22 protein-coding genes are annotated in these 25,028 nt (G+C 68.2%); 16 read left to right on the top strand and 6 right to left on the bottom strand.

The features are described from left to right. Positions 1-36: 36 nt before the first annotated feature. From MUN76_RS08400 to MUN76_RS08365, 8 genes are all read left to right on the top strand, one after another. Positions 37-1,179 (top strand): flavin reductase, encoded by a 1,143-nt coding sequence (locus tag MUN76_RS08400; protein WP_244683908.1) that lies wholly within the window; start codon positions 37-39, stop codon positions 1,177-1,179. After that, positions 1,176-2,663, top strand: coding sequence for an aldehyde dehydrogenase family protein (locus MUN76_RS08395; RefSeq protein WP_244683907.1), 1,488 nt, complete (start codon positions 1,176-1,178; stop codon positions 2,661-2,663). Before MUN76_RS08400 ends, MUN76_RS08395 begins: the two co-directional genes overlap by 4 nt. Positions 2,664-2,798: 135 nt before the next feature. Next, positions 2,799-3,803 carry an ABC transporter substrate-binding protein gene (locus tag MUN76_RS08390; protein WP_244683906.1) on the top strand — a complete coding sequence of 335 codons (1,005 nt, stop codon included), beginning with the start codon at positions 2,799-2,801 and terminating at the stop codon, positions 3,801-3,803. Between the two features lie 39 nt (positions 3,804-3,842). Continuing rightward, positions 3,843-4,655 (top strand): ABC transporter permease, encoded by an 813-nt coding sequence (locus MUN76_RS08385; protein WP_244683905.1) that lies wholly within the window; start codon positions 3,843-3,845, stop codon positions 4,653-4,655. Between the two features lies 1 nt (position 4,656). Next, entirely contained in the window at positions 4,657-5,424 is a 768-nt protein-coding gene (locus tag MUN76_RS08380; RefSeq protein ID WP_244683904.1) for an ABC transporter permease, read from the top strand. A gap of 14 nt (positions 5,425-5,438) precedes the next feature. Continuing rightward, on the top strand, positions 5,439-6,233 hold the full coding sequence (locus tag MUN76_RS08375; RefSeq protein ID WP_244683903.1) for an ABC transporter ATP-binding protein: 795 nt from the start codon (positions 5,439-5,441) through the stop codon (positions 6,231-6,233). A 33-nt stretch (positions 6,234-6,266) separates the two neighbouring features. Beyond that, positions 6,267-7,589, top strand: coding sequence for an NtaA/DmoA family FMN-dependent monooxygenase (locus tag MUN76_RS08370; RefSeq protein ID WP_244683902.1), 1,323 nt, complete (start codon positions 6,267-6,269; stop codon positions 7,587-7,589). 12 nt (positions 7,590-7,601) lie between these two features. After that, positions 7,602-8,696: a zinc-binding dehydrogenase gene (locus tag MUN76_RS08365; RefSeq protein ID WP_244683900.1), complete on the top strand. Its 1,095-nt coding sequence runs from the start codon at positions 7,602-7,604 to the stop codon at positions 8,694-8,696. 28 nt (positions 8,697-8,724) lie between these two features. Here the strand turns inward: MUN76_RS08365 and MUN76_RS08360 are convergent, their stop codons facing one another. Continuing rightward, positions 8,725-9,690 carry a LysR family transcriptional regulator gene (locus MUN76_RS08360; RefSeq protein WP_244683898.1) on the bottom strand — a complete coding sequence of 322 codons (966 nt, stop codon included), beginning with the start codon at positions 9,688-9,690 and terminating at the stop codon, positions 8,725-8,727. Positions 9,691-9,797: 107 nt separating this feature from the next. On the opposite strand from MUN76_RS08360, the gene MUN76_RS08355 reads away from it, so the two are divergent. The 8 genes from MUN76_RS08355 (at position 9,798) to MUN76_RS08320 (ending at position 19,971) form a co-directional block, all read left to right on the top strand. Next, positions 9,798-10,910 carry a zinc-binding dehydrogenase gene (locus tag MUN76_RS08355; protein WP_244683897.1) on the top strand — a complete coding sequence of 371 codons (1,113 nt, stop codon included), beginning with the start codon at positions 9,798-9,800 and terminating at the stop codon, positions 10,908-10,910. A 118-nt stretch (positions 10,911-11,028) separates the two neighbouring features. Continuing rightward, complete coding sequence (locus MUN76_RS08350; protein WP_244683895.1) at positions 11,029-12,180, top strand: M24 family metallopeptidase; 1,152 nt, start codon at positions 11,029-11,031, stop codon at positions 12,178-12,180. A 435-nt stretch (positions 12,181-12,615) separates the two neighbouring features. Then, complete coding sequence (locus MUN76_RS08345; protein ID WP_244683894.1) at positions 12,616-13,056, top strand: DUF3237 family protein; 441 nt, start codon at positions 12,616-12,618, stop codon at positions 13,054-13,056. Between the two features lie 222 nt (positions 13,057-13,278). Beyond that, complete coding sequence (locus tag MUN76_RS08340) at positions 13,279-14,838, top strand: ABC transporter substrate-binding protein (protein WP_244683892.1); 1,560 nt, start codon at positions 13,279-13,281, stop codon at positions 14,836-14,838. 64 nt (positions 14,839-14,902) lie between these two features. Then, positions 14,903-16,327: an amidase gene (locus tag MUN76_RS08335; protein ID WP_244683891.1), complete on the top strand. Its 1,425-nt coding sequence runs from the start codon at positions 14,903-14,905 to the stop codon at positions 16,325-16,327. Beyond that, positions 16,324-17,361 (top strand): ABC transporter permease, encoded by a 1,038-nt coding sequence (locus tag MUN76_RS08330; protein ID WP_244683889.1) that lies wholly within the window; start codon positions 16,324-16,326, stop codon positions 17,359-17,361. The genes MUN76_RS08335 and MUN76_RS08330 overlap by 4 nt, the downstream gene beginning before the upstream one ends. After that, a complete protein-coding gene (locus MUN76_RS08325) occupies positions 17,354-19,135 on the top strand; it encodes a dipeptide/oligopeptide/nickel ABC transporter permease/ATP-binding protein (protein WP_244683888.1) in 1,782 nt (593 codons plus the stop codon). The genes MUN76_RS08330 and MUN76_RS08325 overlap by 8 nt, the downstream gene beginning before the upstream one ends. Further along, positions 19,132-19,971, top strand: a complete 840-nt coding sequence (locus MUN76_RS08320) for an ABC transporter ATP-binding protein (RefSeq protein WP_244683886.1) — start codon at positions 19,132-19,134, stop codon at positions 19,969-19,971. Before MUN76_RS08325 ends, MUN76_RS08320 begins: the two co-directional genes overlap by 4 nt. A gap of 9 nt (positions 19,972-19,980) precedes the next feature. Here the strand turns inward: MUN76_RS08320 and MUN76_RS08315 are convergent, their stop codons facing one another. From MUN76_RS08315 to MUN76_RS08295, 5 genes are all read right to left on the bottom strand, one after another. Beyond that, positions 19,981-20,601 (bottom strand): TetR/AcrR family transcriptional regulator C-terminal domain-containing protein, encoded by a 621-nt coding sequence (locus MUN76_RS08315; RefSeq protein WP_244683884.1) that lies wholly within the window; start codon positions 20,599-20,601, stop codon positions 19,981-19,983. A 103-nt stretch (positions 20,602-20,704) separates the two neighbouring features. Beyond that, on the bottom strand, positions 20,705-22,279 hold the full coding sequence (locus MUN76_RS08310; RefSeq protein WP_244683883.1) for an acyl-CoA synthetase: 1,575 nt from the start codon (positions 22,277-22,279) through the stop codon (positions 20,705-20,707). A 140-nt stretch (positions 22,280-22,419) separates the two neighbouring features. After that, the gene (locus tag MUN76_RS08305; RefSeq protein WP_244683882.1) at positions 22,420-22,872 is read right to left on the bottom strand and encodes a MaoC family dehydratase; all 453 of its coding nucleotides are present in this window, start codon (positions 22,870-22,872) and stop codon (positions 22,420-22,422) included. 50 nt (positions 22,873-22,922) lie between these two features. After that, positions 22,923-24,137 (bottom strand): acyl-CoA dehydrogenase family protein, encoded by a 1,215-nt coding sequence (locus MUN76_RS08300; RefSeq protein WP_244683881.1) that lies wholly within the window; start codon positions 24,135-24,137, stop codon positions 22,923-22,925. Then, on the bottom strand, positions 24,134-25,024 hold the full coding sequence (locus tag MUN76_RS08295) for an amidohydrolase family protein (RefSeq protein ID WP_244683880.1): 891 nt from the start codon (positions 25,022-25,024) through the stop codon (positions 24,134-24,136). The genes MUN76_RS08300 and MUN76_RS08295 overlap by 4 nt, the downstream gene beginning before the upstream one ends. Positions 25,025-25,028 lie beyond the last annotated feature (4 nt).

Below are 25,028 nucleotides of genomic sequence, written 5' to 3'. Positions count from 1 at the left end.
TCCCACATCCCGCACCACAGAAAGAGAGTCACACCCGTGAGCACCCCAGCACTCGACGACGCGGAACCCCGGGTCGATGACGACGTCTTCCGCCACGTCGTCGGACACTTCGCCAGTGGCGTGGCGGTGGTCACGACGACGGTCGACGGGGTCGCGTTCGGCACCACCGTGTCCGCGGTGAGCTCGCTGTCGATGGATCCGCCCATGATGCTCGTCTGTCTGAATCGCTCGAGCCACACGCACGACCAGGTGCAGCGCGCGCAGCGGTTCGCGATCAATGTGCTGAGCGCGGAACAGACCGAACTTGCCTTCCGCTTCGCCAAGAAGTCCGACGACAAGTTTGCGGGTGTCGCGGTTGAAGAGGTGCTCGGTGTGCCCACGCTCGAGGGGGCGCTCGCACGCATCGTGTGCTCGGTCGACGAAGAAGCGACCGGAGGCACGCACACGGTATTCCTCGGACGAGTGCTCGACGCGCGCGCGTCTTCGGCCCAGCCGCTGACCTACTATCGGGGTGCGTTCGGCTCGTTCCACTCCGAGGCAGAAGAGCACGCGTACCTCACCGTCCGGCGGTGGGTGCTCGAGCATCGAGAGCTCCGCGGAGACTCGATCGACCTCGACCTTGTGGCAGGCGCCCTGGAACTCTCGAGAGAAACCCTGGGTCGAGCGATCGCGAAACTCGCTGTCGATCGGCTGGTCACAGTGGAACCGGGCAATAGGATCTTGATCCTGCCCATTACCGCGGAGCTCATGCGCGACTGCGTCGAGGGGCGCGCTGCCATCGAGTGCGGAGTGCTCACGACGCAAATGAGTGCGCTCACCGATGATGTCGCGCGCGAGATCAGGGACATCTACTCACGCATGCAGCAGCTTCGTTCGGTCCCGGGAGCGATGCGCGAGTTCCTCGATCTGAACACGATGCTGCAGGATCGTATCACCGGCCTTGCCGGTTCACTCGAGCTGACCCGTGCGTTTAACCGCATGGGGATCGGGGCCGTGTGGTCGCACACCGTTCCCGTGGAAGCCTGGGACGAGTTCTTCGACGGCACGAGTCAGGGAAACCTCGTCGCGGCGCTGGAGCGCCGGGACGTGGAAGCGGCCTGCCGCGCGGTGCAGGCGCACGCCGCAGCGACGACAACGCTGGTGCGCGAACTCCTGCAGAGCAACGGAGGCTCGGTGTGAGCGGGATCACCGCGGCAACGGCCGAGGCCGGTGCCGATGCATTCCTCGCGTCACCGCTGCGGCCGTTCATCGGAGGCGAGTTCGTCGCGGGGCGTGGGGGGCCAGCCGACCTGATCGATCCTCGCAGCGGAGAGGCGTTCGCGCAGGTCGAACTCGCTTCCGCCGAGGACGTCGACGATGCCGTCCGTGCAGCTCGCCTCGCGCGGGGACCCTGGGCTGCGCTCGCTCCGGCGACGCGCGGGCGACTGATCCACCGGCTCGGCGAGCTCCTCGAGGAGCACCTCGAGGAACTGGCGCTGATGGAGTCCCGGAACACGGGCAAACCGCTCGGAGTCGCCCGGGCCTTCGACGTCGCTCACGCCGCCGAGACCGCCATCGCGAACGCCGGATGGGCGACGCGGCTGCACGGCGAGACACGGGACATGTCGAGGCCCGGCACGTGGCACGCGATGACGCTGCGGCAGCCGCTCGGCGTCGTGGGCGCGATCGTGCCCTGGAATGCGCCACTGCCGATGGCCGTGAACAAGGTGACTGCGGCGCTCGCGGCCGGTTGCACGGTCGTGCTGAAACCCTCCGAGCTGACTCCCGTCACGGCGCTCCGGTTCGCCGAGCTGATCCACGACGCGGGTATTCCGGCCGGGGTCGTGAACGTGGTCCCAGGCTTCGGCACCGTCGCCGGAGATGCGCTGGTGCGGCACCCCGATGTCGCGAAGATCTCTTTTACGGGCTCGACCCGGGTCGGAGCCGAGATCGGACAGCTGTGCGCTGCGACGATGACCCGCTGCTCGCTTGAACTGGGTGGGAAGTCCCCCGTGTTCGTCTTCGCGGACGCGGATCTCGCGCGGGCGATCCCCGCTGCCGCCATGAGCGTCTTCGGCAACAGCGGTCAGGTGTGCGCCGCCGGATCGCGGCTCTTTCTGCACGAGCGCATCCACGACGAGTTCGTCGCAGGGCTCGTTCGGATCGCTGAATCGCTTCGCGTCGGCGGAGAGCCGGACGCGGATCTCGGCCCCCTGATCTCGGCAGTGCAGAAGGAACGAGTCTTGGCGTACGTGGCCTCGGCGGAGTCCGACGGAGCAACCCTCGAGTGCGGCGGCGGCGTCGACGGGCCGGGGTTCTTTGTGCGCCCGACGGTGTTCACGGACGTGCGACCCGAGATGCGCTTCGCCCGTGAGGAGATCTTCGGACCGGTGCTCGCCGTGCAGCGATTCGATGACTCGGCATCGATCGAGGACCTGATCGACCGCGCGAACGACACCGACTACGGCCTCTCCGCTTCCGTCTGGACGCGCGACATGACCACCGCGCTCCGCATGGCTCGCGGCATCGACGCCGGCACGATCCGCTTGAACAGCGCGGTCGGGATCGACCCCGCCATTCCCTTCGGCGGTGTGAAGCAGTCAGGCATTGGTCGCGAGAACGGCATCGAGGGCGTCGAGCAGTACACCGAGGTCAAGACCGTCGTGATCGACCTCGACGGTTGAGTCCGATGCAGCCGGCACACATCGCCGCTGCGCATTCTTCCGCACCGGGATCACCTGCTCCGGGAGCGGATCATGTTCCACCCAACACCCAATAAACCCGCACCGCTGGTGTGCGCTACAAGGAAGTAGTTACGCATGAAGAAGAGACTGATCGGAACCATTGCCGTCCTCGCCGCTGCCGGGCTCGCGCTCGCCGGCTGCAGCGCAGACCCGCTCGGCGGCGACGCTGCTGCCGAGACCGGAGGGGCGGGATCGTCGGAATTGACGCCGCTCTCCCTCGTGGTCGCCCCGATCCACTTCGAGCCCGCCTATATCGCCGACCGTGAGGGGTACTTCGAGGAGGAGGGGCTGGACGTCGAGATTATTCGCGGCGCCGACCCGACCTCGAACATCGCCAGGGCGGTCAGCGGAGAAGTCGATATCACGACGGGATCGCTGGGCACCCTGATCACCTCGGCCGCGGCCGGAGTCCCGATCGTGACCATCGCCGGCAACGGCTACACGAGCCCGGACAACCCGACCTCCGGAATCATCACGCTCGCGTCGAGTGACATCGAGACGCCCGCAGATCTTGCGGGGCGCACGGTCGGGATCCAGGGCCTGAACACCGGATCCGAGATCCCGATGTTCCTCGCAGCCGAGGACTTCGGTATCGATCCGCTGTCGATCGAGCGCGTCGAGCTCGCCTCGACCGGCATGGAGACGGCGCTCAGCGAGGGGACGATCGACGCGGTCCTGGCCTCCGCGCCGTACTACCAGCAGCTCATGGCGCGGGATGACGTGCACCTCGTCTCAAACCCGTCCACCGAGTACATGGCAGGCACCCCCGTCACGCTGTGGGCCGCGACGAAGCAGTGGGTCTCCGACAACGAGGACACGGCCGCGGCCTTCGTTCGTGCGATGGAGAAGGCGCAGGCGTTCTACGAGGATCCCGCGAACGTCGACGCCATCCTCGACATCACCGCGGAGATCTCCGAGGTCGACCGGGCCTCGCTCACGGCGCAGGCGCTCATTCCCGTTTCGGTGGCGATCGACGAGGCCCAGGCCGGGGTGCAGGCCAAGGCCTTCTCGACCTACGGCATTGTCCAGAAGCCGGTGACGATCGAAGAGATCCTGTGGAGCGGAACGCCACTGCGATGAGCCACCCGAAGCCGATCGAGCCGTCGAGGACGTACTGAGATGACGACCTTCACCATTCCGATCACAGTGCCCGGTGCGAAGAGCAGGGGGCTCTCGCGCCGGGCCCGGCTGATCCTGTCCCGTCTGCTGGTGCTCGTGGTGCTCGCGGGTACCTGGCAACTGCTCTACTGGAGCGGAGCACTCCCCGAGGTCGCGCCCGATATCGGGCAGATCGTGACCGCGCTCGCCGCAGTCCTCCTCTCCGCTGCCTTCTGGGTCGCGGTGGGGCAGACGCTCTTCGGAGCGTTCTCCGGCTGGGGCATCGCCGCCGTCGTCGGGGTGGTGCTCGGCGTCGCGATCGGCACGAACGGGTTCCTCTCCCGCTCGGTCGGGGTGGTGGTCGAGTTCGGACGATCCTTCCCGATGCTGGCGCTCATGCCGGTGATCGTGCTCGTCATCGGGGTCAACGCGCGAATGGAGATCCTCATGGTCTTCCTGTCCTGCCTGTGGCCGATCCTGATCCAAGCGATTGCCGGGAGCCGTCGACAGGACCAGGCGGTGGCCGATACGGTCGCCGTGTTCCGAATCTCGCCGCTCCGCAGATTCTGGCGAGTGACGGTACCCGGCGCGCTGCCGCTCATTTCCACGGGGCTCAGGATCGCGGCGTCGATCTCGATCCTGGTCGCCGTCGGAGTCGGGGTGCTGAGCCAGACTCCCGGACTGGGGCGCCAGATCACGATGGCCCAAGAGGCATCGCGCTGGGACGTGGCATTCGCGTACATCATCTTCGCGGGCCTCGTCGGCTGGGCGCTCAACTCTGCCATCGCCGCCGTGGAGTCGCGTGCACTCAAGTGGAACCGACAGGAGGCCTAGCGTGAGATTCATCCGTACAACAGCCGAGAAGTGCTGGCTGGTCGTCGTGCTCGTGCTGCTCTGGTGGTTCACGTCGGCGGGGAGCGAGAACGTCTTCTTTCCGCCGCTCGCCACGATCCTCGAGACGCTCTGGCGCGACCTCGCTAACGGTTTGCTCATCGGGTACCTGGGCTTCAGTCTCGGCAACCTCCTCCTCGGCCTGACGTTCGCGATCGTCATCGGGGTGGCGCTCGGGCTGCTCATCGGAGAGATCCGGTGGCTGCGCGAAGCGCTCGATCCCTTCGTGAATTTCGCTCGCTCGGTACCCCAGGCGGCGCTGGTGCCGCTGATCGTCGGAACGTTCGGGCTCGGTCCCGGTCCGAAAATCTATACGATCGCGTTCGCCTGCGTCTTCCCGATCCTGCTGAACACCATCGACGGCGTGCGGGGCATCGAACCCACGATCCGGCGCTTCGGCAAGGTCTATCGCATCCCGCCGGCTCGCTACTTCCGCAGGGTCGTGCTGCCGGGCGCCCTGCCTCAGATCTTCGCGGGCATCCGAGTGGCGCTGCCCATCGGCATCACCGTGATGGTCGTCAGCGAGCTCTTCGCCGCGAACCGCGGTGTGGGCTTCTACATTCTCAACTCCTCGAGCACCTTCCAGATGGCGCAGACCTGGGCCGGAGCGGTGCTTGTCGGGATCATCGGGTACGCGATCACCCTCATTTTCTCCCGCATCGAGCGGATCCCACTGCGGTGGTACTTCACATCAGGAGCGATGGCCAAATGAACACGGAGACTCTCATGGAACCCACGAGCTTGCGACGGGAACACGACAACCCCGCGGTACGCGTCGAGCAGGTCTCGATGCGCTTCGGCGGCGGAGAGCACGAGAACCGAGTGCTCGAGAACCTCAACCTCTCGGTGGAGGCGGGAGAGTTCGTCTCCATCGTCGGCCCGTCCGGGGTCGGCAAAACCACGCTGCTGCGGATCTTCTCCGGGCTGATTCAACCGACGGCGGGTCACGTGTATGTCGAAGAGGAGATGATCCGCCAACCCCACCCGTCCGTCGGGGTGGTGTTCCAGGACTACAGCAGGTCGCTGCTGCCGTGGATGACCACGATCGAGAACGTCGCGTTCCCGCTCGAGGGTCGCTTCGACAAGAAGAAGCGCCTCGCGCTCGCCGAGGAGGCGCTCGCGAGTGTGGGCCTGGGGGGCCAGGGGAAGAAGTACCCCTGGGAGATGTCGGGCGGGATGCAGCAGCGGGTCGCGATCGCTCGAGGGATCGCGTACGAGGCGAAGATCATGCTGATGGACGAGCCGTTCGCTTCTGTGGACGCCCAGACCCGCTTCAGCCTTGAGGATCTCGTGGCCGACCTACAGAAGCGCTTGGGTCTCACGATCATCCTCGTCACCCACGACATCGACGAGGCGCTGTATCTCTCCGACCGGGTGGTGGTCCTCGCGGGGAAGCCCGCGTCGGTCGTCACCGTGCTCGACACCGACTTCGGAGACCACCGGGATCAGGCTGCCACCAAAGCGGATCCCCGCTTCGGTCAGGCACGGACGCAAATCCTCGAGCTCCTCGGCCACCACTAAGCACCGCACCCGTACGCGAATGAAGGACGAAACATGGAACGTCGCTCTGAACAGATGAACATCACCACCTTTATGCTGCCCGCCGGGTACCACAAGGACAGCTGGCGGCTCCCCGGCAGTCGAGCCGAGGAACTGGGTTACCTGGACTTCGTCCTGGAGCTCACGCTCATGGCAGAGGCCGCGAAGCTCGACGCCGTGTTCTTCGGCGACATCGTCACCGCCGACACGATCCTGCGCAACGATGTGAAGATGAACGGCCTCTACGAGCCGGTCACGGTGCTCGCGGCACTTGCCGCTCGGACCACGAAGATCGGGCTCATCGGCACCATCTCGACGACGTTCTCCGAGCCGTACAACACGGCCCGCCAGATTCTCGGGATCGATCACATGAGCGGCGGACGGGCCGGATGGAACATCGTCACGAGCTCCCGCGGCAACTCCAACTTCGGCCTCGAGGAGATGCCGGATCCCGCCGACCGGTACCGCCGCGCCACTGAGTATCTCGATGTCGTGACGAAGCTCTGGGACAGCTGGGACGCGGATGCCGTGGTCACCGATCGGGAATCGGGGGTGTGGGCGGACACGGAAAAACTGCACCGCATCGATCATCGGGGAGAGTTCTTCACCGTGCAGGGGCCGCTGAACATGCGCCCGTCGTTGCAAGGGCGCCCGATTTTGGTGCAGGCCGGCTCCTCCGGTCCCGGGATCGACCTGGGATCGTCATTCGCGGACTGCATCTACACGGCGCAGCCCGACAAACGTCTCGCTCAGGAGTACTACGCGAACTATAAACGGATCGTCACGGAGAAAGGGCGGAACCCCGCACAGGTGAAGATCCTGCCCGGGCTCGTTCCGATCATGGGGGATACGGTTGCTGAAGCCCAGGAGCTGGCGGACCACCTCGCTGCGCAGGTGAACATGGAGTTCGGCGTGCGGCAGCTCGAGGCCTCGCATCGCATCGATCTGACGGGCGTCGATCTCGACGACCGGGTGCCGGTCGAGCGGTTCCCGGCGAAGCTCGCGACAAGTCGATCCGAGATCTTCCGGCGACGAGCGTTCGACGACGGGCTCACGTTGCGAGAACTCATCATCGAGGACGCCCGAGGCACCGGCCACGGTTTTTTCATCGGCACACCGGGGCAGGCCGCCGAGTACATGATCGATTGGTTCGACGACCGGGCGTGCGACGGGTTCAACGTGAACGCTCCGTTCATGCCCGGAGGCATGCAGATGATGTGCGAGCGGCTGATCCCGGAGCTCCAAGAGCGCGGCTATTTCCGCGAGGACTACTCGGGGGACACGCTCCGCGACCACCTGGGCCTCGACGACCCCGCACCAGTGATCGCGCGGAGTTGAGGCATGAGTCAGATGACTGCAACCGCAGCCGTGCTGCACGAGTTCGGCGGGCCGCTCCAGATCGAGGAGATCCGATTCGATGAGCTCGAGCGTCACGAGGTGCGCATCCGAGTGCGGGCGAGCGGTATCTGCCGCAGCGACCTGACCGTCGCCGCGACGAACCACGGGTTTCCCGTGCCGCTCCTGCTCGGGCATGAGGTTTCCGGCGTGGTCGAGGAGGTCGGGGCCGGGGTGCAGGGGCTGAGCGTCGGCGACCACGTCGTGGGCTGCCCCGTCAACCATTGCGGACGGTGCGACTCGTGTCGTTCGGGGCGACCGTTCCAGTGCTCGAACCACGGGGCGACGCAGCGTGCGGCGGGGCTCCCGGCTCGGGTGACGTCCGGCGGATCTCCCGCAACCCAGTTCATCGGGATCGGCGGGTTCGCGACCCACGCCGTGCTGCACGAGAACCTCGTCGTACGCGTTCCTGCGGAGGTCCCGTTCGAGATCGCCTGCCTGCTCGGGTGCGGGGTGTCGACGGGGCTGGGAGCCGTACTGAACACCGCTCGCGTGCAGCACGGCGACTCGGTGCTCGTGGTCGGATGCGGCGGGGTCGGGTTGAACGCCATCCAGGGAGCGAGGCTCGCCGGTGCTCGGCGGATCATCGGGCTCGACACGAACGATGCAGCGCTCGACCTGGCCCTGCAACTCGGAGCCACCGACGTCGTCAACGCGCGCGAGGACGATCCCGTCGCGAGGGTGCGTGCGGCGAACGGCGGCGAGGGGGTCTCGCACGCATTCGAAGTCATCGGGCTACCTCAGACGCTCGACACCGCCCTGGACGCGCTCCGCACCGGAGGTCAGGTCTATCTCGTGGGGGTGCAGAAGCCTGACGCTGTGCTCGGGATCCCGTTCCGCCACTTCTTCGCGCAGAAGTCGGTGCACGGCGTCGCGATGGGATCCTCGATCCCCCATCTGCATATCCCCGAATACGCCGATCTCTATCTGCAAGGGCGGCTGCAACTCGAGCCGCTCGTTGCCAACCGCATCGCACTGCACGAGGTGAATGATGGGTTCGAGAGACTTCGCCGAGGTGGGGTCGCCCGCTCAGTCATCGTCTTCGATTGATCGACGGCGCATGATTTCGACACGGCGCTCATACGTGAGCATCGGCGGCCTCGGCTCCGCCGCCGAACATCTCTCTCGCCGAGACGATCCACTCCCGGCTGAGCACACTCGGCTTCGAATCCCGTGGCAGTGCGATGCAGATGCTGACCGACTGCTCGGCGCCGGCAGCGAGCGGTTTGGCCACGACCTCCAGGCCGTCGACGGACATCGCGAGACCGTAGTTCTCGAACTGCAGGCCCAAATTGGTGCCGCGGCCCACGAAGGAACGCAGGGTGGCCATGCTGCGGCAGGTGTAGGCGATGTTCGGGGTGATCCCTTCGGCGGCGAAGAGCTTGAGGTAGCGCTCGTACATCGGCGTGCCGCCGAAGATCACGAAGGGTTCGTCGGCCACCATCTCGAGCGACAGCACTGCGGGTGTGTCAGGCCCGGCCAGCGGGTGATCGACCGGCAACAGGACCCGGGGAGTCATCGTCATCAGCGGAATGCGCTCCAGACGATGATCGAGGTCGATGTCGTACATGAACGCGAGATCGAGACGCCCCTGCAGCAGTTGCTCCTGGAGGACCGCGTGGTGCTCCTCGAGGAACGCGACGGTCGCGTTGGGGAACTTGAGCGCGAAGTCGCTGTGGGTCGTCGGCAGCATCTTCGGGGCGATAGGGGTGCTGCAGCCGACGATGATTCGGCCGGAATTGCTGTATCCCTCGCTTCCGAACAGGGTCTCGAAGTCGTTCAAGTCGGTGAGCAGATTGCGGGCGACCGTCAACGCGGCCTCGCCCGACGACGTGAGAACGAGCCCCTTGGCCTTGTGCCGCACGCAGAGTTGCACGCCGAGGGTGGCTTCCAACTGATCGATGGAGTGCGAGATCGCAGAGGGTGCCATGCGCAGGGTGCGGCCGGCCTCGGCGAGTTTCCCGGACTCCGCTGCGACGACGAAATGGAGCAATTGCTTTGCGGTGACGTTCGGAAGGCGGAACTTCATCGGCTGCTGGCTCATGGACACACCCTAACGCTGACGGCGGGTGGGCGCGTGGGTGGGGCCGGCGGGAGTCTCGCGGGCGAACAGGACCGCGGCGAGATCGCTGCGACGGAGAGGAATACGACATGCAGGTGACGGCTCAAGCGGCGGTCGTGGAGCGGCTGAACGGTCGCTTCGAGGTCCAGGAGGTGGCATTCGACCGACCGATCGCGCGGGAAGTGCTCGTGGAGGTGCGCGCAGCGGGGCTCTGCCACTCGGACCTCAACGTGGCCGGCATCGATCGGGGGAGATCGCTCCCGCTCATCGCCGGGCACGAACTTGCCGGGGTGGTCGTGGAGGTCGGCCCCGAGGTTCGCGGTCTGCGTGTTGGCGATCATGTGATCGGCACGGAGGTGCGCGCGTGCGGCACCTGCGCTCGCTGCGCCTCGGGGCGGCCGACGCTGTGTGAGATCCCCGACAGCCTCGAACGCGATCCGCGTGAACGACCACGGGTGACCCGAGGAGGCGACGCGGTGCACACGCTCGGAGTGTCGGCCTTCGCGGGTGTATCTCTCGCTGATGAACGCCAATTCGTCGCCGTTCCGGCCGAGCTCCCCTTCCCGCAGGCGAGCCTGCTGGCATGCGGGATCACGACCGGTCTCGGTGCCGTGGACAACGTGGCGAGAGTGCAGGAGGGCGAGACGGTCGCGGTGTTCGGGCTCGGCGGGGTCGGGTTGAGCATTGTCATCGGCGCGGTTCTCGCGGGCGCACGAACCGTCATCGCGATCGACATCGACCCGGCGAAGCTCGAACTCGCCCGGCGGTTGGGGGCAACGCACGTCGTGACGGCCGCCGACGGCGAGACCACTGAGCGCATGCGCGCGGTTGCCGGGTCCGGGGTCGACCACACCTTCGACGCCGTCGGGATCCCGGAGGTCACCATCAGCGCGATCGCGAGTACTGCCAGGGGTGGTACCTGCTATCTGATCGGGATCCCGAAGCCCGGCCCAGCGCTCGCCATCGACACGATGCGCGACCTCATCGGAGCGCAGCGCGGGATCCGCGGGGTCTACATGGGAGGAACGGTGCCCTGCCGAGACCTCCCGCGATATGCGTCTCTCGCGCTCGAAGGACGCCTCCCATTGGACCTGCTCATCTCCGAGCGCATCGGCATCGCCGAGATCAACCGCGCATACGCGGAGCCCGCTAACGGCGGCGCTCGAGCCGTCATCACTGACTTCTCGGCCCCCGAGTCCTGAGCGTCGGGATTCCCTGACGAAGACAGCGCCGACGGTCTCTGCACCTCGCTTGGACGACGGCATCAGCACACTGACCACTGCACGACCACACCGAACACGAGAAAGCGAGCACACCACCATGACCTCTGCGGTAACCGATCGAATCACCCAGATCCCCGTCTCCGAACTCAAGGACCGGATCAGCAGGATCCGTGACCAGATGCGCGCCCGGGGCATCGATGTGCTGCTCGTCGCGGGGCTGCAGGACATCTTCAACCGAGGCCACGTGCGCTACGTCTCGAATCTCGGCGGCGGCGGCATGATCGTGTTGCCGCTCGAGGGGAATCTGACGCACTTCATCCACCCGGTGCTCGCGGGCTCACCAAAGATCGACAAGGTGGGGGATATTCGGGAGTTCATCGACGTCCGCCCGTTCGGTGATGGCGCGTACGGCTTTGCGAACGACTCCGTCGGGCTCATCGAGCGGATGGCCGTGAGGGGCAAGGTCGGCTACGTCGGGGGATCGGCGATCGGAGTGAGCGTGTACAACGCGCTTCGGGCCGCGGTCGGGGAGGATCGCATCGTCGACGCGAGCGACATCTTCTGGAAGCTGCGAGCGGTGAAGAGCCCCAACGAGATCGAGCTCATGCGGAGATCCGCGGCGATCGCGGACGATTGCTACGACATGCTGACCGAGCTCGTTGCGCCCGGGGTGAGCGACTACACGGTGTACGCGGAAACGAAGAAGTTCCTCTTCGAGCACGAATCGCCGTACTCCCTCGAGGTCATCGACGCGGACGGACCGTTCCTGAACTTCGATCGGAACCCGACGGGCGACGTGCTCGAATCCGGAGGCACCCTGTTCATGGAGATCACCCCGGGCTATGGAGGCTACTACGCGCAATTGCCCGTCTCGATGCCGGTCGACGAGCTGAGCCCGGATCTGAAGCGACTCGCTGCGGCGTGGCATGAGGGGTTCACGCTCGGTGAATCGATGCTGCGACCTGGTGCAGTGGTATCGGACGTGTCGAAGGCGATGCGGGCGCGGATCGCGGAGCACGGCGCCATCAACCCGTTCTCGCACGGTCACGCCATCGGGCTGGACGTGTCTGACGGCTGGGTGCTCGGAGACCAGAGCGATGTCCCGTTGGAGGTCGGAATGACCATGGCGGTGCATCCGGCGGCGCTCACCGAAATCGGAGGAGCCGGATTCACGGCCGGATACACCTACCTCATCACCGAGGATGGCGCGGAACGGCTGAGCCGGCACAACTTCTATTACGGCTGGTAGTGGAGGCTCGTGACACGCGATGCGGGTCGTGAGCCCGCATCAATCATTCAACGCCCCGGTGCGCCGCGATCCTCTTCGCCGCGCACGGGGGCGTTGCTGCTTTCCTGTGGTGCGTGAGCGATTTCTGTCCCCAATCACCCGCGCCACCCCAGAAAACGCTCACATTGCCTCGCCTGACCCGAGGGTGTGAGCGATTTCAGTTGAGCATAGGGGTGCGCGGCACCAGAAATCGCTCACACAAGACCGGGGAGGGCGGGGGCGGTGAGGGGGAGGACGAGCACCCCGCATCGCGCCATGCGTAAACATTCTGTTTCATCGACGACTCGCGCTTGACATCAGCTTCGTTGTGGTTCACGATAATTGATAAACCAAACGGTTTGGATTTCACACGAATCCGACCGGGCGACACGACTCGACGAAGAATCAGGTGACGCAATGACTTCCACGCCCCCGCTGCCCCAACTGCAGTTCTCGTTCACGATCGTCGCCGAGGTCGATCCCGGCCTGCCGATCGACCGGCGCACCGACGAGTCGCTCGAGATCATCCCGATCACGGGCGGTCGCGTCACCGGCGCGATCTCAGGCGAGGTGCAGCCGGGCGGAGCCGACTGGTGCCTGTACCGCAACGACGGCGCCTTCAATGTCGAGGCCCGCTACTGGATTCGCACCGACGACGGCGACATCGTCGATGTCGTGAATGTTGGGCGCATCAGCCCGGGATCCAGCCCCGACGCGGTCGATGGGATCTTCATGTCGACCCCGCAGTTCCGCACCACCGCCCCCGCGCTGCAGTGGCTCACGCAGCGCGTCTTCATCGGCCGCGCCGAGGCCTTCGGCACGCACACGACCATCGACGTCTTCGAGGTCATCTCCTAGGCCTGGGAACTCCGCAGCCGGGATCTCCGCGCCATGCATCTCCGAGGCCCGGATCCCGCGGCCCCGGATCCCGTGTCCCGGGATCACCCGAACCCCTCCCCGCCCGCGTCCCATCGACGGCGACCCCGCCGTCGGGCGATGCCCCCACCCCACCACGATGTTCGACACCACGATGTTCGACGACCCGCCGGGTCGTCCGCAGTCCGATGAGAGGAACCCCCAATGAAACGATCGATCATCCGAGGCGGCGCGGTCGCGGCCGTCGCCGTGCTCGCCTTGAGCGCGTGCAGCGCGGGCGGCGGTGACACCGGCGAGGGCGCCGAGTTCACCCCGACCGACACGATCCGCACCACCCTCGACATCCCCGCCACGTTCAACCCGATGGTCGGGCTCTCGCTCCCCGACTTCGTGCTCGCACGGCAGAGCTTCGACACGCTCGTCCGCAAGGACGAGAGCGGTCTCGTGCCGGGCCTCGCGGCGAGCTGGGAGTCGACGCCTACCTCCGCGACCTTTACACTGCGCGACGGCGCCACCTGCTCCGACGGCGCCCCCATCACCGCGACCACCGTCAAGAACTCGCTCGACGCCTTCGCGAACAGCGGCGGCTCCGTCGTCGCCCAGGCCTTCGGTTCGCAGGTGCCGACGATCGTCGCCGACGACACCGCGGGCACCGTCGATATCGCGCTCGCGTCGCCCTGGCCGACGATGGTGCAGGCGCTCTCGATCTCGGCCACCGGCATCGTCTGCGCGCCCGGTCTCGCCGACCCCGAGGGGCTCGCGGCGGGTCACGTCGAGGGTGCCGAGTCCGGGCCGTACATCCAGACCGCGGCCGAGCCCGGCGTCCGCTACACCTACGAACTGCGCGATGACTACGAGCTGTGGCCCGAGTGGACCTCCGAGGTCGCGGGCGAACCGGCCAAGAACCTCGAATTCGTGATCTCCCCGGACACCTCGGCGACGACCAACCTGGTGCTCGACGGCCAGCTCGACATCGCGAAGATCATGCCCGAGTCGATGAGCCGCTTCGAGGGCCAGTCGGGCTACGAGGTGAGCCCCTTCCTCTTCAGCGACTTCTACCTGCTCTTCAACGAGCGGGAGGGTAGCCCGTTCGTCGACCAGGAGGCCCGCACCGCGGTCGCGCAGCTGATCAACCGCGCGGACTTCGACTCGACCACCTCGCAGGGCACCGGCGAGCTCGCGACCACCCTCGCCAACTCGACCGCGCTCTGCGTCACGGGTGACGACGGGGCGCTGATCCCCGAGGATCCCGCCGCCGCGGCCGAGGTGCTGCAGGGCATGAAGATCCGCTTCGTCGCCCCGCAGATCGTGGGCACGAACGGCGCCGGCAACACGTACCTCCAGGAGGTGCTGCGCGCCGCCGGAGCGGAGGTCGAGCTCGACAACGTCGACGTCGGCACCTGGATCTCCACCGTGTTCACCGAACCTGACGCGTGGGACATGACGATCTACGCCGACCTCAACTTCGTCGGCTCCCTCTCGAACCCGCTCGACAACTTCCGCGGGCCCGGGATCCTCGAGGGCGGACCGAACATCGGTGGCACGAACGCGCCCGAGGCCGCGGCCCTGTTCGAGGAGTCGCTCTCCGCAGCGGATGAGACCGAACGCTGCAACCTCGTCAACGAGGCCGCGGACTCGCTCATCGGAGACGCGCACGCGGTGCCGCTCATCACCGACTCGTTCATCTACGCGCAGCGGCCCGGGTTCCAGGTGTCGATGCTCGGTGGATCGCTCGACGATCACCTCTTCCGCATCGTCGGCTAACTCCCCGCGAGGGCGTCGGACGGAACGGTCCGGCGCCCTCACCCCCAACTGCAGAGGACTCCCCATGATCACCCCCACCAGCTCCGCGCTCGACATCGCCGCCGCCATCCGCTCCGGAGCGGTGAGCCCCGTCGAAGTCGCCGACATGTATCTCGACCGGATCGACGCCCGCAACGACGAGGTGAACGCGATCGTCTGGCTCGACCGCGAAGACGCGCTGCGGCGCGCACGGGAGTCCGAGGCCAGGCTGCGCTCCGGATCGGACGTCCGTCCGTTCGAGGGTGTGCCGATCCCGGTCAAGGACCTCAGCAGCGTCGCCGGGCAGCCCAACACCATGTCCTCGCTCTCCATCTCGGAGACCCCGGCGACCGAGACCGACATCGACGTGCGTCTGCTCGAGGAGGCGGGCTTCGTGCTCCTCGGACGGTCGAACTCCCCGGAGTTCGGTCCGCTCACCGCCTCCGAGAACGCCCGTCACGGCAAGACCCGGAACCCCTGGGACCTCGAGTTCACGTCGGGCGGTTCGAGCGGGGGCGCGAGTGCGGCGGTCGCCGCGGGCTTCGCCCCCATCGGGCACGCCTCCGACGGCGGCGGCTCGATCCGGGTCCCGTCGAGTGTCACGGGGCTCGTCGGACTGAAGCCGAGCCGCGGCCGTGTGCCCGCGGAGGTGCGCGGTTGGGAGCACTCCACCACCTCCGGGGTGATCACCCGCACCGTCGCCGACAGCGCGGCGGCGCTCGATGTGCTCTCGCCCTTCGACCCGCTCGCCTGGTACTCGGCTCCGGCCCCCGCGCGCCCGTTCGCCCGCGAGGTGGGCGCGGATCCGGGCCGACTCCGGATCGGTCTGCTCCTCCAGAGTCCCTCGGGCCTGCCCGTCGACCCCGAGAACATTGCAGCCGCGGAGGCGGCCGCCCGCGCGCTCGAGGCTCTCGGGCACGTCGTCGAGCCGGTGTCGCCGTTCCTCTTCACCCCCGAGGCGGGCAAGGGGTTCGTCGACGTGGTGATCAGCGCGAGTGTGTTCGCCTCGCCCTACGAGGACGTCGAGAAGGTCGACCCCTACATCCGCTACCGGATCGAGCAGGCGAAGTCGTACCACTCGGGCGAGTACGCGGCCCTCGCCGGCCAATTGCAGTGGGAGACCCGGCAGGTGAACGCCCAGTTCGGGCGCGATTTCGACCTGCTGCTCACCCCGACCATGGCGACCGCGACCCCGCGGGTGGGGGTCGTCTACGACGAGGCCAACGAGACCCCCGCCGCTCCCCGCCTCACGGAGGCGCGGCAGGTCACCTTCACCGCCTGGGTGAACATCGCGGGCCTGCCCGCCATCTCGCTGCCGGTGCACGTCGACGACCGCGGCCTGCCCGTCGGTGCGCAGCTCGTGGCCGGCCCGTTCGACGAGGCCACGCTCATCCGGGTCGCCGCGCAGCTCGAGCCCGTGTTCGACTGGCCGAACCGCCTCGCGCCGGGAGTCGAGGAGGGCAGGCCGTGACCTCGATCCCCGCCCCGGGCGATTCCACGCAGCACATCGCCACCATCACTCGCGCGAGCGGGCATCGGTTCGCCTGGCTCCGCTCCGACTGGGCCGCGTTCGCCATCCGGCGACTCGGCGGTCTGGTGCTCTCGCTCTCGCTGCTGGTGATCGTCACCTTCCTGATCGTGCCGCTGATCCCGGGCGATCCGGCGGTGGCGATGCTCGGCACGAACGCCACCCCCGAGGCGGTTGCGGCGCTCCGGATGCGCCTCGGCCTCGACGATCCGCTGTGGCTGCAGTTCGTGCACTTCCTGGGCAACATCGTCCAGGGGGAGTTCGGGTCATCCTTCCGGTACGGGGTGCCCGTCTCCGACATCATCGCCACCAAACTGCCCTACACCGCACTGCTCGCGCTCGGCTCGATCGTCATCGTGATCGTCGTGGCGATCCCGCTCGGCATGCTCGTCGGCGTGCTGACCCGGGGCGGCCGCCGGAGCGCACTCGGCACCGCCTTCGGCGCCACCGCCGGCTTCCTCGCGTCGTTCCCCGCGTACGTCGCCGGTACGGTGCTCGTGATCGTCTTCGCGATCGGCCTCAAGGTGCTGCCCGCGGGCGGGGTGGATGCCGCAGGGTTCTGGGTGCTCCCGATGCTCGCCCTCGCGCTCGGACCGACCTTCGCCGTCGCACGCGTGGTGCGGCAGGAGACCTACAGTGTGCTGCAGCAGGACTTCATGCGGACCGCGAAGGGGCACCGGTTGCGCGCGATCCGGCTCTATCTCGTGCACGCGCTGCCCAACCTCATGGCGAGCACGCTCACCCTCACCGGACTGATCCTGGCCGGCCTCATCGGCGGCACGATCATCATCGAGACCGTGTTCTCGTACCCCGGTCTCGGGCTCGAGGTCGTGCAGTCCATCATCTACAAGGACTACCCCACCATCCAGGGCATCATCCTGGTCATCGGCCTGCTCGCGATCCTCGTGAATCTGCTGATCGACGTGGTGCTCGGGCTGATCGATCCCCGCACGCTCGGAGGAGCCACCCATGGTTAGTCAGATCGCACGCATGCGGCCCACGGCCCGGCGATCCCGCACGCTCACCCCGTCGCTCGTGGTCGGCCTCATCCTGGGCGGGATCCTGGTGCTCGTGGCGATCATCGCCCCGATGGTGCTCGGCCAAGCGGCCGAAGCGCTCGGCGGCGGATCCCGCCAGGGGCCGAGCCCGGAGCACCTCCTCGGCACCGACGCGCTCGGTCGCGACGTGCTCGCGCGCTCCCTGGTCGCGACCCGGCTCACGCTGCTCATGGCGGCCGGGGCGACCGCGGTCTCGGTGGTCGCCGGGGTGCTGCTCGGCGGCATGATCTGGCTCGCGCCGCGCCGCCTGCGCGAGGTGGTGCTCCGGATCGTCGACGCCTCGGTCGCGTTCCCGGCACTGGTGCTCGCGCTCGTGATCGCCGCGATCCTCGGGCCGGGCTCGATGTCCGCGGTCATTGCGATCGGTGTCGCCGGGATCCCGAGCTTCGCGCGTCTCACCTCGAACATGGTGGCGGGCGTCGTGCAGCGCGACTTCGTGACCACGGCTCGGCTCCTCGGGGTGCCGGGGTTCCGGCTCTTCTCGCGGCACCTCCTGCCGAACATCTCCGGCCCGCTGCTCGTGCTCACGACGTCGAGCTTCGCGCTCGCGCTGCTCGAGATCGCGAGCCTGTCGTTCGTCGGTCTCGGTGTGCAGAGCCCGCAGTTCGATTTCGGTCAGCTGCTCAGCGACGGGCTCACGGGCATCTACACCCAGCCGTGGCAGGCGCTCGCGCCCGCGATCATGCTGGTCTACACCGGCATCACCGCGATGCTCATCGGCGACGGTCTGGCGCAGACGCTCGACCCCGGACTCCGCCTGCCGCGGAAGGCCGCGGCCGTGACGCCGACCCCGCGCGAGGCGAGCGCACCGCGCCCCGACGCGCTCGTGGAGGTCGACGACCTGCACGTCTTCGCACCGAACGGCACCGAGCTGGTGCGCGGTGTCGGATTCGCGATCGGCCGCGGCGAGGTGCTCGGCCTCGTCGGCGAGTCGGGCTCGGGCAAGTCGATGACCGCGATGGCCGTCGCGGGGCTGCTCGCCGACGGCGTGCGCTCCGAGGCCCGCACCGTGCGGCTGGACGACATGGATCTCACCGGCCGGAACGACCCGCGCCGACTCGCCACCGAGATCGGCCTGGTCTACCAGGATCCCGGCACCACGTTCAACCCCGCCCTCCGCATGGGCGGGCAGCTCGCGGAGGTCGCGCGGATCCACCTCGGACTCGGACGTCGCGCCGCGCGCACCCGCGTGCGCGAGGCGCTCGACCGGATCCACGTGCGCGACTCCGAGAACCGCATGAAGCAGCACGCGTTCCAGTGGTCGGGCGGCATGCTGCAGCGGGCGACGATCGCGGCCGCCGTTCTCACCGATCCGAAGCTCATCATCGCCGACGAGCCGACGACCGCGCTCGATGTCACGGTGCAGGCCGAGGTGCTGCGGCAGTTCCGTCGCATCAACCGGGAGCAGGGCACCGCGATGCTCTTCATCTCGCACGACATCGGCGTGGTCCAGGAGCTCTGCGACCACGTGCTGGTGATGCGCTCCGGGGAGATCATCGAGCGTCTCACCGGAGCCGACCTCAAGGCCGGCCGCGCGGAGCACTCGTACACCCGGCAGCTGCTCGCCGCCTCGCCCCGCATGGACGCCCCGATCCGCACCCGCACCGATCCCGCGTCGGCGTCTCCGCCGGCGGCCGCAGATGCACCGCAGGCCGCTCCGACACCCCAGCACTCCGAGGAGGCTCGCTCATGACCACCGCACACGACCGGGTACCGACGTCACCCGGCGCCCCGGAGCAGCCGTCTCGGCTCTCCGTCGCGAACCTCGAGGTCGTGCTGGGTCGCGGCACTCGGGCGACGCGGGTCTTGCACGGTATCTCCTTCGACATCGCGGCGGGCACCACCGTCGGGCTCGTGGGGGAGTCGGGATCCGGCAAGTCCACGATCGCGAAGACGATCGTCGGGATCCATCACCCCTCGGCCGGAGAGATCCGGTTCGACGGCGCCTCGATCGTGGGGGCGCGGGGGCGGGATCGTGCAGCGCTCCGCCGCAAGATCCAGCTCATCCCGCAGGATCCCTACTCCTCGCTCGACCCGCGCCGCACCATCGGTCAGACGCTCGCCGAGGCGCTCGACCCGAGCGGCGCATCGATCCGGAGACACCGCGACCGCATCGACGAGCTGCTGCGCCTCGTCGCGCTCGACCCGAGTGTCGCAGGCCGTTACCCGCGGGAGTTCTCGGGCGGCCAGCGCCAGCGGATCGCGATCGCCCGCGCGCTCGCGGTCGAACCGGAGCTCATCATCGCCGACGAGATCACCTCCGCGCTCGATCTGTCGACGCAGGCCGAGATCCTGGAGCTGTTCGAGCGGCTGCGCACGGAGCTCTCGCTGACCGTGCTCTTCGTGTCGCACAACCTCGCGGTCGTGCGACAGGTGAGCGACGACGTGATCGTACTGCTGCACGGCGACATCGTCGAGGCCGGTACGGCCGAGCAGGTGCTGACCGCACCCGAGGACCCCTACACGCAGCGGCTCCTGGCGTCGGTGCCGGGGGCGCCGGGCTTCGCGCTCGACGGGGCGGGGGCGTAGGGCTCTGCCTCACCCCTGCTCCGCGAGCTCCCCCTCCAGCCCGGCGAGGATGAAGCGGAGGCTCAGCTCGAACGCCTCGGAGGTCTGATCCCGATCGTCGTCCCAGGTCTCGGCTGCCTCGATGAGTGCCTGGCCTCCGGGTGATCGATCGTTCCACTTCGCGGGGCTCGATGAGGTCACCATCGCGGTGCCGAGCGCGAGGGTGTCGATCATGCGGATGGTGATCGATGCGCGCTGCGCGCTGTGGCCCGCGTCGACCATGGCCTCGGCGAGCCGCGCGTAGATCTCCACGATGCCGGGCGAGCTCACCGGGGTGTCCGCGAGGTACGGGATGAGCCGGGGGTGCGCGAGGAACGCGGTGTGGATCGTCGTGGCGACCGTCCGCACCGCGTCCTGCCAGGTCAGGCCGTCGAGCGGCGGTACCGGGTACTCCTCCGAGATCCGCACGCGGAGCAGCTCGATGAGGCCGTCCCGGTCACCCACGTGGTTGTAGAGCGAGGAGACGTGCACCGAGAGCTCGCGGGCGATGTGGCTCATGCTGAGCGGGGAGCCGCCGTCGATCGTGCGCATCGCGGTATCGACGATGATCTCGCTCGAGAGCCGCGCCGTGCGCGGACGTCCTCGTGCCACTGCTGCTCCTTTTGCCCGTCGACCTGCGTGCACCGAGGGCCGCGCGGGGTGGCCCGACTCCACCGTAGCGAAGCCCCGGTTCTTTCGTGGCGAAGCCCCGCGATCACCCGCCGAAGCGGGCGCGCAGGTCCGCCTTCCGGATCTTGCCCGACGCCGTGCGCGGGAGCTCGTCGATGACCACCACTCGCTTCGGCAGCTTGAACCGCGCCAGCGTGCCGTCGAGCGCCGCGCGGACCGCCTCGGTCGTCACCTCGTGGCCGTCGATGACGGTGAGCACCGCCCACGGTACCTCGCCCCACTGCGCATCGGGAATGCCGATCACGGCGGCGCCGGTGACGCCGTCGAGGCCGTACAGCTGGTCCTCAATCTCGGCGGGGTAAATGTTCTCGCCACCCGAGATGATCATGTCCTTCAGGCGGTCGGCGATGAAGAGGTAGCCGTCCTCGTCGAGGTATCCGAGGTCGCCGGAGCGGAACCAGCCGTCGGGGGTGAAGGCGGCCGCGGTCGGTTCGGGGAGGTTGTGGTAGCCGAGGAAGACGTTGGGCCCCCGCACCTCGATCTCACCGACGGTCCCCCGCGGAGCGACGGTGCCGTCGGCATCCGAGGCGATCCGCACCTCGGTGAAGAAGTGCGGCAGCCCGACGCTGCCCTGCTTCTCGCGGGTCATCGCCGGAGCGAGGCTCGTCGCGCCGGGAGAGGTCTCGGTCATGCCGTAGCCCTGGGAGAACGAGAGGCCGCGGGCCTCGTAGGCCTCGAGGATCCGGCTCGGCACGGCGGAGCCGCCGCAGGTGAGCTTCGCGAGCGAGGAGAGGTCGGTACCGGCCCAGCTGGGGTGATCGGCCATGAGCTGGTAGGTCGTGGGAACGCCGCTCAGCATGGTGATGCGATGGCGCTCGATCAGCTCCAGCGCTCGTCCGGCGTCGAACCCCTGCTCGAGCACCATGGTGCCGCCCTTGAGGAGGATCGGCAGCGCACCCATGCCGAGCGAAGCGGCGTGGAAGAGCGGGGAGATCATCAGCGCGACGTCGGAGGAGACGAGGTCGTAGTCGACGAGGGTGTTGAGGCTCACCCAGGTCAGATTGCCGTGGCTCAGCACGGCCCCCTTGGCCTTCCCGGTGGTGCCGGAGGTGTAGAGGATCACGGCGGGGTCGTCGGGGCCGACGCCGACGTCCACGTGGCCGCGGAGCCCGGTGCGGAGCTGCTCCCGCAAGCCGGGTGCCGCGTCCGGTTCGGGATCGTCAGTGCTTGGATGGTCGGTGCCGGGATCGTCCGTTGCTTGACCGTCCGTGCAGATCAGGTGCGGCAGGCCCGCGTCGTCCACGAGCGGTCGCACGCGCTCGCCGAAGGCGGCGTCGTGCAGCAGCACCCGCGCCCCCGAGTCCCGCAGCACATGCGCGATCTCGGGCGGTGCCAGGCGGGTGTTCACCGGCACGAAGACCGCGCCGAGCTGCGCGCACCCGAACAGGGTCATCAGGAACTCGGGGCTGTTCTCCCCGAGAAACGCGACGGTGTCGCCGCGTCGCACGCCACGGTGCCACAGCAGTCCCGACATGGCGTCCGTGAGGTCCGCGAGCTTCCGGTAGGTCATGCTCCGGCCGTCTCCGGTGATCAGTGCGACCTTCTCGGGGTTCTTCTGCCGGCGCGTGGAGAGCCAAGCGCCCAGTCCGTGATTCTGCATGGTGTCTCTTCGTTGAGGGTGAGCCAGGGGGTTCAGTGCGGGAGTGCGGGGTGCGGGTGGGTGTGCGGGGAGCGGGGTACCGCCGCGAAGCGAGAGCCGTGGGACGGCGCGCGATCCGGGATCACACGCCGCCCGGGAGGCTATGCGTAGAAACGGTACAGGCCGCGCGCGACGACGGCCGGCTTCGACCCGCCCTCGATCTCGAAGACCTGGTCGACGGTGAACTGGTAGCCGCCCGGCACCTCGGTCACCTCGGCGATCACGGCGCTCATCCGGACGCGCGCGCCGACCTTGACGGGCGACACGAACCGCACCTTGTCGAGGCCGTAGTTGACCTTCGTCGTCACGCCCTCGAGATCGAACAGGTCCGTCCAGAACTTCGTCGCGAGTGAGAGCGACAGGAAGCCGTGGGCGATCGCGCCCCCGAAGGGGCCGTCCGCGGCGCGAGCGGGATCCACGTGGATCCACTGGTGGTCGTCGACGGCGTCGGCGAAGAGGTTCACCCGATCCTGCGTGATCTCGAGCCAGTCGGTGACCCCGAGGTCGGTGCCCGCGAGGGACAGGGCGTCGGAGTAGGCGGCGGTGGTGGTCATGGGTCTCCTGAGTGGTTGAGGAAAGGGGTGGATGGAGGTGCGAAGGTCCGTTACGTGAAGGCCGAGACGCCCGTGAGTGCGCGGCCCACGATGAGCGAGGTGATCTCGTGCGTGCCCTCGTAGGAGTAGACGGCCTCTGCGTCGGCGAAGAACCGGGCGACGTCGTGCTCGAGCAGCAGGCCGTTGCCGCCCACGATCTCGCGACCGAGCGCGACGGTCTCGCGAGCGTGGAGTGCGGTCCACATCTTGGCGAGCGATGAGTTCTCGTCGGTGCGCACCCCGGCGTCCTGCCGGGCCGAGAGCTGGGTCACGAGCCCCAGCGACGCGGTCAGGTTGCCGAGCATCCGGGCGAGCTTCTCCTGCACGAGCTGGAACCCGGCGACCGGCCGGCCGAACTGCTCGCGCTCGCGCACGTAGGCGAGTGCGGCGTCGAGGGCGCCGGCCTGCAGCCCGGTCGCGATCCAGGCGACGTCGGATCGCATGGCGCCGAGGATCCGCGCCACGTCCGGCCACGCGTTCACCCGCTGCAGCCGCGCGCGCTCCGGCACCCGCACGCCATCGAGGCGGATCGTGGCGTTCTGCATCGGCCGGAGCGATACCTTGCCCGTGATGGTCTCGAGCGTGACGCCCGGCGCATCGCGCGGCACGAGGAACACCTTCACCTGGGCGTCGGCCGCGTCGCGAGCGAAAACGGCGAGCACGTCGGCGCTCACGGCGCCCCCGATCCAGTGCTTCGCTCCGTCGAGGATCCAGTCGTCGCCGTCGCCGTCGCGGCGCGCCGAGGTGCTGAGGCCGCCGGCGATGTCGGAGCCGTGCTCGGGCTCCGTGAGGGCGAAGACGCCGGTGAGATCGAAGCTCAGGATCCGGGGGTCGAGCTCCGCGACCTGCTCGGGTGATCCGCCGAGGCGCACGGTGGTGCGGAAGAGGCCGGTCTGCGCGTTGACGAGCGTCGCGACCGAGACGTCGGTGCGGGCGAGCACGTAGTTGCGAAAGCCCGAGTACAGGCTCGACTCCGCCTCTTCGACGCTCACGCCGTCGGGGCGCATCGGGTCGAGCGGCACGAGCGCGTCGAGCACGGCCGGAGGCATGGAGGCGGACTCCCACGCCTCCGCGAGCAGCGGGTGGATCTCGGCGCGCAGCACCCGCTGTAACCGGGCGAGTGCCGCCCGAGCGGGCTCGCTCAGGTGCGACTCCGCGTACCCGAGCGGGTCGATGCCGATGGCGGATCCGGCGGTGATGGCCGGTTCCCGTGCGGGGGAGGTCACGCGGACCCCAGCCCGAGCAGCCGGATCGCGTTGTCCTTCATGATCCCCGGGAGCGCCTCGGGCTTCAGCGCAGTGTCGGCGATGTCCCGGATCCACCGGTCGGGAGTGATCAGGGGGAAGTCGGACCCGAACAGCACCCGGTCCTTGAGGATCGATCCCGCGTACCGGACCAGTTCGGCCGGGAAGTACTTCGGACTCCAGCCGGAGAGGTCGATCCACGTATTGTGCTTGTGCGTCGCCACCGACAGCGCCTCCTCCTGCCACGGCACGGAGGGGTGGGCCATCACGATCTGCAGGTCGGGGAAGTCGGCCGCGACGCCGTCGAGCAGCATCGGGTTCGAGAGGCCGAGCCGGAGCCCCCGCCCACCGCGCATGCCCGCGCCGATCCCGGTCTGGCCGGTGTGGAACAGTGCGACGGCACCCGCGGACTCGATCGCCGCGTAGAGCGGGTAGTACGTCTCGTCGCTCGGATCGAAGCCCTGCACGGTGGGGTGGAACTTGAAGCCGCGCACCCCGTGCTCCTCGGCGAGTCTCCGGGCGCGGTCGACCGCCGCCGTGCCCGTGCGGGGATCGACCGAGCCGTACGGGATCAGCACGTCGCTGTGGCGCGCGGCACCCGCGGCGATCTCCTCGCTCGGGATCGCCTCCTGTCCGAGGTTTGTGCCCGCGTCGACCGTGAAGACCACCGCGGCCATCCGCCGCTCCCGGTAGTACTCCGCGATCGCGTCGAGCGCCGGGCGCGGACCGTCGGTGCGGAAGTACGCACTCGCGGCCTCGGCGAGATCGTCGGGCAGCGACGAGTGTCCGTGCTCGCCGAGTTCGATATGGACGTGGGTGTCGATCGCGACGATCGCGTCGAGGTCGATCGCCGGCTCGTAGCGGGTCATGTGC

The organism is Leucobacter rhizosphaerae (genome assembly GCF_022919175.1).
In the GTDB taxonomy this organism is placed as follows: Bacteria; Actinomycetota; Actinomycetes; order Actinomycetales; family Microbacteriaceae; genus Leucobacter; species Leucobacter rhizosphaerae.
Note: the sequence above shows the minus strand (reverse complement) of the source record. Positions and strands in the feature narration are given on the sequence as shown.